Origin of the sequence: Calidifontimicrobium sp. SYSU G02091 (assembly GCF_022631395.1) — a bacterium.
Taxonomy (GTDB): Bacteria; Pseudomonadota; Gammaproteobacteria; order Burkholderiales; family Burkholderiaceae_C; genus Calidifontimicrobium; species Calidifontimicrobium sediminis.
Window position 1 is genome coordinate 22,051 of the sequence record NZ_JALBGB010000012.1, and the last position, 13,666, is coordinate 35,716.

Sequence of the window (13,666 nt, forward strand, 5' to 3'; positions counted from 1 at the left end):
CGCCGTCGAAGCGCGCATGGCCCCCCACCCCGCATCACTCCAACTCCACCCGACGGTGGCGGCGGCGCGCGCTGGCCGGTCGATGGCCCCGGTTTCTCGTCATCACGGAGTCTTCCCATGTCATCGACCTCACTGGCGACCGCCCTGGTCGTCCCGTTCGAACAGCTGAGAATGACCGACGTCGAGTCGGTGGGCGGCAAGAACGCCTCGCTCGGCGAAATGATCAGCCAACTGGCCGCCTCGGGCGTTCGGGTGCCCGGCGGCTTCGCGACGACCGCGCACGCGTTCCGGCAGTTCCTGCAGCAAAGCGGGCTGACGGCCAAGATCCACCAGCGGCTGGCGAGCCTGAACGTCGACGACGTGCGCGCGCTCGCCGAGGCCGGCGCCGAGATCCGCCAGTGGGTCGTCGACGCGCCGTTCCCGCCCGAGCTCGAGGCCGCGGTGCGCGCCGAGTTCGAGCGCCTCGCGGCCGGCGACCCGCAGGCGTCGTTCGCGGTGCGCTCGTCGGCCACCGCCGAGGACCTGCCCGACGCGTCGTTCGCCGGCCAGCAGGAGACCTTCCTCAACGTCGTCGGCATCGACGACGTGCTGCACAAGATGAAGGAGGTCTTCGCGTCGCTGTACAACGACCGCGCGATCGCCTACCGCGTGCACAAGGGCTTCGCGCACTCCGACGTCGCGCTGTCGGCCGGCGTGCAGCGCATGGTGCGCTCCGACCAGGGCGCCGCCGGCGTGATGTTCACGATCGACACCGAGAGCGGCTTCCAGGACGTCGTCTTCATCACCGCCAGCTACGGGCTCGGCGAGACCGTGGTGCAGGGCGCCGTCAACCCCGACGAGTTCTACGTCCACAAGCCCGCGCTGAAGGCTGGCAAGTACCCCATCATCCGCCGCAACCTCGGCAGCAAGCTGATCCGCATGGTGTTCTCGACGCCCGAGGAGAAGGCAGCCACCGGCAAGCTGGTCAAGACCGTCGACACGCCGCCCGAGCAGCGCAACCGCTACAGCCTGTCGGACGCCGACGTGATCGAGCTCGCCCGCTACGCGCTGATCATCGAGCAGCACTACGGCCGCCCGATGGACATCGAGTGGGGCAAGGACGGCGTCGACGGCAAGCTCTACATCCTGCAGGCGCGGCCCGAGACGGTGAAGAGCCAGGCCAAGGTCGAGCACCGCTACAAGCTCAAGGCCGGCAAGGACCGCACCGTGCTCGCCGAGGGCCGCGCGATCGGCCAGAAGATCGGCACCGGGCCGGTGCGCGTCGTGCACAACCTGGCCGAGATGGACAAGGTCCAGCCGGGTGACGTGCTCGTCGCCGACATGACCGACCCGAACTGGGAGCCGGTGATGAAGCGCGCTGCGGCGATCGTCACCAACCGCGGCGGGCGCACCTGCCACGCCGCGATCATTGCGCGCGAGCTCGGCATCCCGGCGGTGGTCGGCTGCGGCCACGCGACCGACGTGCTGCAAGACGGCGCGCTGGTTACTGTGAGCTGCGCCGAGGGCGACACCGGGTTCGTCTACGACGGCGTGCTCGAGATGGAAGTCACCGAGGTCGCGCGCGAGGAGCTGCCGTACTGCCCGGTCAAGATCATGATGAATGTCGGCAACCCGCAGCTCGCGTTCGAGTTCGCGCAGATGCCGAACTCGGGTGTGGGCCTGGCGCGGCTCGAGTTCATCATCAACAACAACATCGGCGTGCACCCGAAGGCGATCCTCGACTACCCGAACATCGACCTCGACCTGAAGAAGGCCGTCGAATCGGTCGCGCGCGGCCACGCGAGCCCGCGCGCGTTCTACGTCGACAAGCTCGCCGAGGGCATCGCGACGATCGCCGCGGCGTTCTGGCCCAAGCCGGTGATCGTGCGGCTGAGCGACTTCAAGAGCAACGAGTACCGCAAGCTGATCGGCGGCAGCCGCTACGAGCCCGACGAGGAGAACCCGATGCTGGGCTTCCGCGGCGCGTCGCGCTACATCAACGCCGACTTCAGCGATGCCTTCGCGATGGAGTGCGAGGCGCTCAAGCGCGTGCGCAACGACATGGGGCTGACCAATGTCGAGATCATGGTGCCGTTCGTGCGCACGCTCAAGCAGGCCAAGCGTGTCGGCGAGATGCTCGCCGAGCGCGGCCTCAGGCGCGGCGAGAACGGCCTGAGGCTGATCATGATGTGCGAGGTGCCGAGCAACGCGATCCTCGCCGAGCAGTTCCTCGAGTACTTCGACGGCATGTCGATCGGCTCGAACGACCTGACGCAGCTCACGCTCGGTCTGGACCGCGACTCGGGCCTCGAGCAGCTCGCCGACGACTTCGACGAGCGCGACCCGGCCGTCAAGGCGCTGATCTCGCGCGCGATCGCTGCCTGCCGCGCGACCGGCAAGTACGTCGGCATCTGCGGCCAGGGGCCGAGCGACCACCCGGACTTCGCCGACTGGCTGGCGCAGGAAGGCATCGTCTCGATCTCGCTGAACCCCGACAGCGTCATCGAGACCTGGAAGCGGCTGGCGCACGTGCGCTGAGCTGAGCGCCGCGCACCCCGACAGCCCCCTCCGCGGACAGGGTGGCGTCCCGTGGGATGCCACCCTGTTTTCCTCCTATAATCACAAGATTTCCCTTGCCGCCGCCGGCTGTGTGACGCACCGGAGCGGCTTTCGCGCCAGCGCGGCACGGTGCCGGGCGGCGAAACCCACGAGGAGAACACCTGATGCGTCATTACGAGATCGTGCTGCTGATCCATCCGGATCAGAGCGAGCAGGTTCCGGCGATGCTGGAACGCTACAAGTCGCTGGTGACCAACGGCGGCGGCAAGGTGCACCGCGTCGAGGATTGGGGCCGCCGCCAGCTGGCCTACCAGATCCAGAAGCTCGCGAAGGCGCACTACCTGTGCCTGAACATCGAGTGCGGCAAGGACGTGCTCGAGGAGCTCGAGACGGGCTTCCGCTTCAACGACGCCGTGCTGCGCCACCTGACGGTGGCCAAGAGCAAGGCCGAGACGGCGCCGTCGGTGATGATGAAGGCCGTCGAGCGCGAGGAAGCGCGCAAGGCGCAGCAGGAGGCCTCGGCCTGACGACGCGCACGCCGCCGCGCGCATGAACCGGCTGCTGCTGCAGGCGCAACTGGTCGAGCGCTCGGCGCTGCGCTACACCCCCGCCGGCACGCCGGCCTGCGACCTGGGCCTGAAGCACGAGTCGCAGGTCACCGAAGCCGGGCACCCGCGGCGCGTCGCGCTCGAGGTGCGCGCGGTGGCGCTGGGGGAGTTGGCGCAGCGGCTCGCGCAGCTGCCGCTGGGCACCGAGGCCGGATTCGCCGGATTCCTCGCCAGCGCGCGCAACGGGCGCGGCGTCGTGTTCCACGTCACCACGGTCGACGGCATCGAATGAACCGCACGGGCCCCGCTGCGCGGGGCCTCTCGCAAACGCATCCAGGAGAAAGTCATGGCCACATCACGAGGCAAGGGCAAGTTCGGCAAGGACCGCAAGCCCAAGCGCAGCCAGCAGTCGCTGCTGTTCAAGCGCAAGAAGTTCTGCCGCTTCACCGTCGCGGGCGTCGAGGAGATCGACTACAAGGACGTCGACACGCTGCGCGATTTCATCGGCGAGAACGGCAAGATCACGCCCGCGCGCCTGACGGGCACGCGCGCGTTCTATCAGCGCCAGCTCGGCACGGCGATCAAGCGCGCGCGCTTCCTTGCGCTGCTGCCGTACACCGACCAGCACAAGGCCTGACGAGGAGATCCCCATGCAAGTCATCCTGCTCGAGAAGGTCGCCAACCTGGGCAACCTCGGCGACATCGTCAAGGTCAAGGACGGCTACGCCCGCAACTACCTGATCCCGACCAAGCAGGCGCGCCGCGCCACCGAAGCGGCGATCAAGGAGTTCGAGGCCAAGCGCGCCGAGCTGGAAAAGATCGCCGCCGACAAGCTCGCCGCGGCGCAGGCGCTGGGCGAGAAGCTCGCCGGCAAGACCGTGCGCATCGCGCAGAAGGCCGGCGTCGACGGCCGCCTGTTCGGCTCGGTCACCAACGCCGACATCGCCGACTCGCTGACCCGCCAGGGGCTGGAGGTGCGCAAGGCGCAGGTGCGCATGCCGCACGGCCCGCTGAAGGCGGTGGGCGAATTCCCGGTGCAGATCGCGGTGCACCACGACGTCGTCGTCGACATCACGGTGCAGGTCGTCCCCGAGGCCGACTGAGCCGCATCGCACCGACTCCCCCGCGACGGGCCGGCCTTGCCGGCCCGTCGCCGTTTGGGGCGCCGCGCTTGTCCACCACCGTGCACCGGTTGTGCACAGCGTCGTCCACCGCCGCGGCGGCGGCGATGCCCTACGATGCGCCGATGAGGACCAACCGATGACCGAACGCACCCTGAACGCCGCCCAGACCCCCCGCGAGACGGCGCGCGACCACGCCCGCGACGACGAGGTCGCGCGCCTGCGCGTGCCGCCGCACTCGATCGAGGCCGAGCAGAGCGTGCTCGGCGGCCTGCTGCTCGACAACGGCGCGTGGGACCGCGCCGCCGACCTGCTGCGCGAGGCCGACTTCTACCGCTGGGAGCACCGCGTGATCTACGGCGCCATCGGCGCGCTGATCAACGCCAGCAAGCCGGCCGACGTGATCACCGTCTACGAGCAGCTGCAGATGCAGGGCAAGGCCGATGAGTGCGGCGGGCTGGCCTATCTCAACGCGTTGGCGCAAAGCGTGCCCAGCGCCGCGAACCTGCGTCGCTACGCCGAGATCGTGCGCGAGCGCGCGATTCTGCGTGGCCTGATCGAAGCCAGCGAAGAGATCGCCACCAGCGCGTTCAATCCGCAGGGGCGCAGCGTCTCGACGATCCTCGACGAGGCCGAGAGCCGCATCTTCAAGATCGGCGAAGAGGGCTCGCGCACCAAGCAGGGCTTCCAGAGCATGGACCAGCTGGTGATGCAGCTGATCGACCGCGTCACCGAACTGGCCGAGAACGGCGCCGAGGAAGTCACCGGCGTGCGCACCGGCTTCTACGAGCTCGACCGCAAGACGGCCGGTCTGCAGCCGGGCGACCTGATCGTGCTCGCCGCGCGGCCGTCGATGGGCAAGACGGCGTTCGCGCTGAACATCGCCGAGCACGTGGCCGTGCACGAAGGGCTGCCGGTGGTCGTGTTCTCGATGGAAATGGGCGCCTCGCAGCTGGCGCTGCGGCTGGTGGGCTCGCTCGGGCGCATCGACCAACAGCACCTGCGCACCGGCGCGCTGCGCGACGACGAGTGGACGCGGCTGACCGAGGCCGTCGACAAGCTCAGCAAGGCCGCGGTGTTCATCGACGAGACACCGGCGCTGAACCCGGCCGAGCTGCGCGCACGCGCGCGCCGGCAGGCGCGGCAGTGCGGGCGGCTCGGGCTCATCGTCGTCGACTACCTGCAGCTGATGAGCGGCAGCGCCAGCGGCGACGAGAACCGCGCCACCGAACTCGGCGAGATCAGCCGCGGCCTGAAGGCACTCGCCAAGGAGCTGCAGTGCCCGGTGATCGCGCTGTCGCAGCTCAACCGCAGCGTCGAGCAGCGCAACGACAAGCGCCCGATGATGAGCGACCTGCGCGAGTCCGGCGCGATCGAGCAGGACGCCGACGTCATCATGTTCATCTACCGCGACGACTACTACAACAAGGACAGCAAGGAGCCGGGCGTGGCCGAGATCATCATCGGCAAGCAGCGCAACGGCCCCACCGGCGAGGTCAAGCTGACGTTCCTGAAGCCGCTGACGCGGTTCGAGAACCTGGCGCCGGGGCATGGGGAGGCGGGCTACTGATCAGGCCTGCGCTGGGCGCCTGCTCCCGAGCGGACACCAAGTCGGCGAGGGTCTGGTACGCCCGGTGCGCTGCGCGCGTCCGTGCCGACCGAGAAAGCAAGGCTGGTGAGTCACAACAGCCCGAGCGAGCGGGCCTCCAGCGCGGCCTCGGCGCGCGATGAGATGTTCAGCTTGCGGTAGATGTTCTTGACATGATCGCCGGCGGTGTACGGCGAAATGGTCAGTTCGCGCGCGATCGCGGCGATGCTGATGCCCCGGGCCAGCAGCCCAAGAACCTCGCGCTCACGCGCGGTCAGTGACAGCAGAGCCTCATCGGGTGCTTTCGGCTTGAAGGCGCGGAAGTACTGCAGGATGCGTCGGGCGATCGCCGGCGACAGCGGTGGCTGCCCGTCGAGGATGCCGCGCAGCTGGCGCACGAGGTCCTCGACGGGCTCGTGCTTGTGCAGGTAACCCTGGGCCCCAGCCCGCAGTGCCGAGAACACGTGCTCGTCGTCGTCATAGATCGTGGTCACGACAACGGTGCACGAAGGCTGTTCCACGGTCATGCGCCGGATCAACTCGGTGCCTGAACCATCCGGCAAAGAAAGGTCGATCAATGCCAGTGCGAACTCGCGGTTTCCGAGCGCGCGCGATCCCGCCAGGTCGGCCACGCATTCGTACTCGACGCTGCCGAACGCAGAGGTCGCCACTTCCCGCAGCATGTCCTGCGACTCCGGGATGTCTTCGACGATGAGCACGTTCATGGTTTGAGATTCTTCAGTGGCACCTGCAGGCTCAGTCGTACCGTGCTGCCGTCGCCGTCCAGTCGCAGCGTGCCGCCCAGATCGTGAAGTCGAGAACGCAGGCTTCTCAGACCGAAGCCCTCGTGCCACTGTGTCGGCAGCGATGCCGTGCCGTCGTTGGCTACCGTCAGCTGCCAATGACCGCAGTCCACCGACGTGACGACCGTGATCCGGTGGGCCCGGGCATGCTTCAGGGCATTGGTGACCGCCTCGCGCAGCATCGAACCCAGTGTGGCCTTGATGCGTGGTGGCAGAGTCACGCCCAGAGCGTCGCGCTGTTCCCAGACGAGTTCGACGCCGGCTGCGGCGCAGCGCTTCTCGACTTCGGCGCGCCAATCGGCCAGAGCCTCGCAAAGCAGCGAGGGCGGCGCGTCGATGGCGGCGACCGCCGCGCGCAGATCGTGCATGGCTTCGCGCGCGAGCTCGCCGTCGGGTGTGCCGCGAAGATGGTGGATCAGGCGCAGCAGCCGGGCACCGAGGTTGTCATGCAGGTCGCGCGCCAGCCGCTGGCGTTCACGGCGCACGATTTCCTCGTGATCCAGTCGGCCGGTGACGATCTGTTCGACCAGACCATGCAACGTCCGCGCCAGGCTCGCGTCCCGCGTCGAAAACAGCCGTCGCCCACGGCCCGCGTAGCGCAGCGCACGTGCAGGCATGTCGACCAGCGCCGGCACGTAGAGCGCCAATCCGTCGTCGCGTACGGTCACCTCGGAGCCGCCATCGGCAGCGTCGGACACTTGCAGCGCGCTGAACGCGCGCTGGAGCATCGCATCCCAGTACGTCGCGCGGCTGCGCGCGTCATCCAGGAGCGCGAATTGGGCAAGTGACGGTACAAGCGCCTCGAGCGAAGTTTCTGGACGTCCGACCAGACGTTGCCAGAGCCATTGGCGCAGGGGAAAGTACAGCCAGCCGGCGACCAGCAGGGCGCCACCCAGAGACAACGCTTGCTGCATCCCGAGCATCAGCAGGAACAGATCGATCGCGATGACCATGCCCGCGCCGGCGACCCATAACCAGATCCTGTAGGCCCACGCATCGACGTCAAACAGCCGGTAGCGTCGCAGCCCCAGCGCGATACCGGCATACATGATCAGAAAGAAGCCGAACGCGTAGCCCTGCGACAGCGGCGGTATCCATCCAAGCAGGCTGTGCCCAGGCACGAAGACGATGAACAGGCTGCAGCCCACCAGCGTCGACAGTGCGAACCAGCGCAGCGCAGATCTGGCAAGCGGTTCTTCACGGCTGGCGTGCCACTGCGCGCCAGCCAGCGCGATGGCCAGCGTCAGCTCGATCAGCAAGGGCAGCCGCACGCCCCAGTTCAAGTCGGGTGCCAGCTGCAGCGCATCGGTCAGATACCAGGGAACGAAGACTGCCGGCAGCGCCAGCAGCCATTTCGGGTCGACGAGACGCTTCGGATACACGGCGAACAGCGCAACGAGTGCCATCCCGAATACGGTCGATGCGAGGTGGTTGGTCATCGACAGCGCGCGAAACAACGCTTCGGGCAGCGCGAGCTCGCGCGTGCTGTAGATGGCGGCACTGCATGTCGCGAACGGAAAGGCCAGGCCGGTCAGCGCGAACATGCGCGCACCCCAGTCGCGAGGTCGCGCGACGTAGACCCACCCTGCGATCAGCAAGCCTGCGAAACCCGTCGCGATCTGGAACCAGAACGCTGCGGGCAGGTCGCCCAGGCGTCGCGCCACCGGCTGGAACCGTCCGTGCCCGGCCGTGCCCGGCCGTGCCGTCCACGTTCTGCCACTGCACCTCGACCTCGCCTGCACGCAGGATCGCGTCCAGGCGGGACTGACGGGCGAAGAAGACGGACATCTCCCCGTAGGTGTCGAGATAGTCCGGTTCTTCGAGCAGATCGAGCGGCTCGAGATCCACGGCTCCAATCCCGCGGGCGGCCAGACGCAGCACGATGGCACCCTCGGTCATCGAGCTGCCGGGGGGAGGACGTGTGGCAACGATGCTCTCGCCGGTCGCCGAGACGTCGAGCCGCCACTGAAGCGAAGGGGCCTGCAGCGCCGTGTGCGTGACTGCGAAGCCACCCAGCAGACACGCTGCCAGCAATCCGTAGATCAGTCGTGCTGGTCTGCGAAACATCGCTGATGGCGGGCGGTCTGTGGTCGTCGCGTCGTCACCAACGGGCCGCTGAGTGGGACGCGACCCGTGGGACTCCTCCCCTGCGCGGCGATTTTTTCGTGTTTTCGGCGCCTCGCCGCTTCCTCCCCCCAACCTCGGGATTCGGTCATGTCGCAGCGGCTTCGAACAATCCGCCCGCTCGGTCGCTGAGGGGCACCGCTGCACCGGTGGCGCGATCGTTTCGCACACGGTTCACTCGAAGGCTCGCTGGCGGATGGACAGAAGGAGGTGAAGATGCGCAGAGCGTGGTTCGAAGCATGGGTCATGGTGTCGTTCGCCCTGGTGGTGGCGGCGTGTACCGGAGGAGGCGGTGATGACGTCCCCCCCGCCGTGGTGTCCGGCGATCTCTACGGGACTGCCGCCGTCGGCACGCCGATCGCCGGTGGTGACGTGGCCGTGAAATGCGCAGGCGGCGCCGCGGCGGTCGCGGTGACGGGCAGCGACGGCGGCTGGCGTGTCACGCTGGATGGCCATACGCTGCCCTGCGTCGTGCAGGTCAGCGGTGGCAGCCTGCCGGCCGGCGAGGCATACACGTCGCTGGCGCTGCAACTCGGCGTCACGAACATCACGCCGCTGACCGATCTCATCGTCGCGAACCTCGTGGGCCGCGATCCTCGCCAGTGGTATCAGTCGCTCGACGCCGCCGCGCTTCGCCGCATCGACAGCGCCGCACTCGAAGCGGCGCAGGCGCGAGTGCGGCACGCTCTCGCGCTGCCCGCGCTGAGTACCGTCGATCCGATCCGCGACGCGTTCACTGCCACGGTCGGCAACATCGTCGACGACATCCTGGAAGCCTTCGCCCAAGCGCTGTCGGCGGCCGGAATGAGTTACGCCGAACTTCTGCAGGTCGCCGCGGCAGGCAATGACTTCGCGTCGTCGGTCCAGAGCCTGTCGCAGGCACTGGTGACGGCGTACGCGAACACCGCCACGGGTGGCGGCAGCAGCAGCGGCGGAGGCGGCTCGACGCCGCCCGCGTCGGGAAGTGGCTACGTCATCGCCTACGGCGCGCCGCAGATCGGCATCGATCTGCGAACCGATGTGTCAGCGACCTTCAGCGGCAGCGCAGGCCTGCAGTCCTACACCGCGAACCCGAACGAATCGCTGGATCGTGGCAGCCTGCACAGTGACGCGTGGAACGACGGTGGACCCCTGACCATCGGCCGCTGGTACGACGGCACGTGGTCCGGCACCTACTACAACCTCGCAGCACCGGTGCTGACGCCTTATGCCGGCTTCCACTACGCCGTCGGCCTGCCCGCCACGGCCATGCCCACGACCGGGCAGGCGAGCTACACATTGGTTGCGCAGACGCCCATGACCTGGGGCAACTTCAGCGCGCAGATGACGACGATCGGCCCCTTCACCGGCAGCGCCAAGGCCGATTTCGCCAGCGGGCGCCTGGGTCTGGACCTGACGTTCACGATGGACGGCAAGCAGTGCTCGATCGTCACCGCAGGGGGCTATGGCCATCCGCATCTGTCGCAGTTGCGCATCAGCGACGTCACCGTGTCGGGTGTTGGAGCCATCGGGGAGTGCCAAAGCGGCTCGGCGGCGCCGACACGGCATACGGTCTACGTACGGGCCTTTTTCAGCGGCGAACAGGCCTCGAGGCTGGGGCTGGTCCTGCGCATGGACCCGACGGCGGGCTCGCTGTGGGGGAACGCAGCCACGGCGTGGACCAAGGATGCCGAATTGGCTCCCTCCAGTGCCGGCACCGGAGGCACCGGACGCCTGGTCGGTCGGGTGACGATCAGCTTCGGTTCGTCGTCGAGCACCACCAACAACGAAGCGCTGCGGCCGCTGACCGAGGCCGAGTTCTGTCAGGCGGTCCAGTCCAGCGACACGAGCAGTGGCATCGCGCTGGCGATGTGGTTCTCGGCCGGCACGCGCAACGTCGTCAGCTGCACCTACGACGGGACGCGCGGTACGGTCGTGATGGACTACCTGTTGAGCCAGACCGGCACCACCTACCGCTACACGATCGAGTACGTGTATGACTGACAGTGCGATGCCGCGTCGGCCTGCCGGCCCGCTCGCGGTCCGGCAGGCGAGCGGCATCGCGTCGGTTGCGCCGCTTGCAGCGATCTCGCCGTCTGGCGGCGCAATGATGTTCAGGCCAATGGCCGTGAGGTCGCACCAGTTCAAGGAGTGATGCATGGTGTCCTGGCGATTCAGCCGCTGCTCGCTGGCGATCCTGTGCCTCGTGTCGATCACAGTGGCAGCGCAGACCTCCAGCGTCGTGCGTGATGGCGACATTGCGTTGGACTGTCGGAGCATACGGTCGGAGAAGGAGGGCTTGCAGCGCACTGTCGACGCTGGGGTTCGCGAGCCCAGCGAGGTCCAGAATGATCCGAAGGGTGGGACATCCGCGGGTAGTCCACCTCCTGCCGCCTCGGGGTCGTCGGGCATGGGCATTCTGGGCGGCCTCGGAAGTCTCTTTGGAAAGCCAGCAGGCACGGCGTCGACGGCCCCTGGCGGCGCTGCGCCCCAGGAGTCAGCGGTGGACAAGGTCAGGATGGCGCGCGGCCGTATCGAATTCCTGGACAAGCTGGGGCGGGCCAAGGGTTGTCGGGCCGATGACGACGGCTTTGCCGGCACGCCGCTGTCGCAGGCCGAGTTCGCTTCCCTCGCAAGCGCAGCCGGTGGCGCGACCCAGCTGCTCACGGTTGACGCTGTCGACAAAGCGCTGGCGCAGCCGCTTGAACCGCTCGCGCAGCCGCTGAACTTCGAAGGCGAGCTGAAGCTCGCCGGCAAGCGCTTCTATCTGGCGGAGTTCCGCGTGCTGTACGAGGTGAGCGGCGCGGTGACAGCCAGCACCCGCGCCGGCCGCCTGCCCGGGGTGAGTTACGGCGCCACGCATTCGTCGATCAAGTATCAGGTTCCGCGCGTCGACGTGGCGGCGTTGCAGGCCATCACCGACAAGGCCCATGCCGACTTTCTGCAGCGATTGCAGGCGGCAGGCATCGTCCTGGAGCCGGCCGCCGCGTTCGTCGCTCAACATGGGGCGGTCTACCCCACCACGGAGCCGGCCAGCACCGCCGAGGCGCCCGTGTATGAAGAGCAGGACCTGGGCTACACCAAGCGCAAGTACATGGTGTTCGCGCCCAGCGGCATGAAGTTGCATCCGCGCAGCTTCGCCGGCCTGGGCGCCGGCAACATCGGGACACGCATCGACTACGTCAAGAACAAGCTCGAGGCGCTGACGGTCGGCGTCGTCGTGAACTTCGCGGCGCTGGAGTCTTCGGGCTCTGGCTCTTCGATCCTGAATCAGGACGGGGCCAGCACCGCGGCACGACCCGAGATGAGCCTGACGGCGCCGGCCGGCTACGTCGTCGCGCAAGGTCATGCCGATGCCGGGATGCTGCGCATGCCCAAGGCGGCCGTGATCCCGGGCTCGTTCGCCGTGATGCGCGAGGTCGGGGGCTACGACACGCAAAGCGACGCGGCCGTTCGAGGGCTGCAGATGCTCAGCAGCCTGATGGGTGTGGCTGCCAGCAAATCCAAGACAGTGGAGATGGCGATGGAACTTGACGGGCCGGCCACGTCGCGGCTGATCCTGCAGGGTTTGCAGGCATTCAACCAGCAGCTGGTCGACGTGATGCGGAACAGGTGAGGCAGGCGCCACGTTTCCTGCCCGCCTGAACACCGCCGGCCAGTCGCCGCTTGCCAAGGCCAACATCTTTGAGGCGCAGCGCGGCGACCACTGTTCACGCCGTGCGGCTCCTCCGTGGCATCGGCGCGATGGGGGTCGAATGCAATCGTGTCCGACGGAAGATGGCTGATCGCGGGTGATTGGCGCTTGGGCGAAAGCTGTATATATTTACAGTATGCAGCCCGCCATCCCCGCCACGTCGCCCGCCGTCCCCATCCACCTGCACCGCAAAGGCCGCGGCACCGCCTGGGCGATCGCGCACCGCTTCGAGCGTGACGAGCGCGAGGTCTTCGACGATGGCTGGGGCACGCTGCAGCAGATGGCCACCGAGGAGCGGCTGGCGCCGGGCACGGTCGTCATCGAGCAGCACGTGGGCTCGATCCTGTCGGGCAACGACTCGCCCGACATCGGTTTCGACCTGTCGATCAACCCGTACCGCGGCTGCGAGCACGGCTGCATCTACTGCTACGCGCGGCCGACGCACGGCTACCTGAACCTGTCGCCGGGGCTGGACTTCGAGACGCGCATCGTCGCCAAGGTCAACGCCGCGCAGCGGCTGCGCGAGGCGCTGGCGAGCCGCGCCTACGAGCCGTCGCTGATCAACATCGGCTCGGCCACCGACGCCTACCAGCCCGCCGAGCGGCGGCTGCGCATCACGCGCGGCGTGATCGAGGTGCTGGCCGGCTGTGCGCACCCGTTCGCGATCGTCACCAAGTCGGCCGGCGTCGAGCGCGACCTGGACCTGATCGCGCCGATGGCGCACGCGAAGCGCGCGGCGGTCTACGTATCGCTGACCACGCTCGACCCGGCGCTCGCGCGCATCATGGAGCCGCGCGCCGCGTCGCCGCAGCGCCGGCTGCGCACGATCGCGACGCTGGCGCAGGCCGGCGTGCCGGTGGGGGTGAGCGTGTCGCCTGTGATCCCGTTCGTCAACGAGCCCGAGGTCGAGCGCATCCTCGAAGCGGCGGCGGCCGCCGGCGCGCAGGCCGCTTTCAGCATCGTGCTGCGGCTGCCGTGGGAAGTGAACCCGCTGTTCCAGGACTGGCTGCAGCACCACTTCCCCGATCGCGCGGCGCGCGTGATGGCGCGCATCCGCGAGATGCGCGGCGGGCGCGACAACGACGCGCGTTTCGGCACCCGCATGACGGGGCAGGGCGTGTGGGCGCAGCTGCTGCGTCAGCGCGTCGCGAAAGCCGCGGCGCGGCTCGGGCTGAACCGGCAGCGCATCGAGATGGACTTCTCGGGCTTCCGCAAGCCGATGGACGAACCGCCGCGCGACGCGAGGCAGGCGAGCCTGTTCTGAGGTGCGC

At 68.3% G+C, this 13,666-nt stretch carries 11 protein-coding genes; 9 read left to right on the top strand and 2 right to left on the bottom strand.

Annotated features, from left to right (window positions below; translation table 11 throughout):
• The first annotated feature begins 117 nt into the window (after positions 1-117).
• The 6 genes from ppsA to dnaB all read left to right on the top strand — a co-directional run bounded on the left by ppsA (position 118) and on the right by dnaB (position 5,777).
• A complete protein-coding gene (gene ppsA, locus MOJ79_RS09275) occupies positions 118-2,517 on the top strand; it encodes a phosphoenolpyruvate synthase (protein ID WP_241923897.1) in 2,400 nt (799 codons plus the stop codon).
• A gap of 185 nt (positions 2,518-2,702) precedes the next feature.
• Positions 2,703-3,065, top strand: coding sequence for a 30S ribosomal protein S6 (rpsF, locus tag MOJ79_RS09280; protein WP_119287374.1), 363 nt, complete (start codon positions 2,703-2,705; stop codon positions 3,063-3,065).
• A 22-nt stretch (positions 3,066-3,087) separates the two neighbouring features.
• Complete coding sequence (priB, locus tag MOJ79_RS09285; protein WP_241923898.1) at positions 3,088-3,378, top strand: primosomal replication protein N; 291 nt, start codon at positions 3,088-3,090, stop codon at positions 3,376-3,378.
• Between the two features lie 54 nt (positions 3,379-3,432).
• On the top strand, positions 3,433-3,723 hold the full coding sequence (gene rpsR / locus MOJ79_RS09290; protein WP_119287370.1) for a 30S ribosomal protein S18: 291 nt from the start codon (positions 3,433-3,435) through the stop codon (positions 3,721-3,723).
• Between the two features lie 13 nt (positions 3,724-3,736).
• On the top strand, positions 3,737-4,189 hold the full coding sequence (rplI, locus tag MOJ79_RS09295; protein WP_119287367.1) for a 50S ribosomal protein L9: 453 nt from the start codon (positions 3,737-3,739) through the stop codon (positions 4,187-4,189).
• Between the two features lie 157 nt (positions 4,190-4,346).
• Entirely contained in the window at positions 4,347-5,777 is a 1,431-nt protein-coding gene (dnaB, locus tag MOJ79_RS09300; RefSeq protein ID WP_241923899.1) for a replicative DNA helicase, read from the top strand.
• A 110-nt stretch (positions 5,778-5,887) separates the two neighbouring features.
• Here dnaB and MOJ79_RS09305 read toward each other — a convergent pair whose 3' ends face one another.
• The gene (locus MOJ79_RS09305) at positions 5,888-6,520 is read right to left on the bottom strand and encodes a response regulator (protein WP_241923900.1); all 633 of its coding nucleotides are present in this window, start codon (positions 6,518-6,520) and stop codon (positions 5,888-5,890) included.
• Positions 6,517-8,262: a sensor histidine kinase gene (locus tag MOJ79_RS09310; RefSeq protein ID WP_241923901.1), complete on the bottom strand. Its 1,746-nt coding sequence runs from the start codon at positions 8,260-8,262 to the stop codon at positions 6,517-6,519. The genes MOJ79_RS09305 and MOJ79_RS09310 overlap by 4 nt, the downstream gene beginning before the upstream one ends.
• A gap of 706 nt (positions 8,263-8,968) precedes the next feature.
• Between MOJ79_RS09310 and MOJ79_RS09315 the strand changes: the two genes are divergently transcribed.
• The 3 genes from MOJ79_RS09315 (at position 8,969) to MOJ79_RS09325 (ending at position 13,659) form a co-directional block, all read left to right on the top strand.
• The gene (locus MOJ79_RS09315; RefSeq protein ID WP_241923902.1) at positions 8,969-10,705 is read left to right on the top strand and encodes a hypothetical protein; all 1,737 of its coding nucleotides are present in this window, start codon (positions 8,969-8,971) and stop codon (positions 10,703-10,705) included.
• Between the two features lie 499 nt (positions 10,706-11,204).
• A complete protein-coding gene (locus tag MOJ79_RS09320; protein ID WP_241923903.1) occupies positions 11,205-12,317 on the top strand; it encodes a hypothetical protein in 1,113 nt (370 codons plus the stop codon).
• Positions 12,318-12,531: 214 nt separating this feature from the next.
• Positions 12,532-13,659, top strand: a complete 1,128-nt coding sequence (locus MOJ79_RS09325; protein ID WP_241923904.1) for a PA0069 family radical SAM protein — start codon at positions 12,532-12,534, stop codon at positions 13,657-13,659.
• The last annotated feature ends 7 nt before the right edge of the window (positions 13,660-13,666 follow it).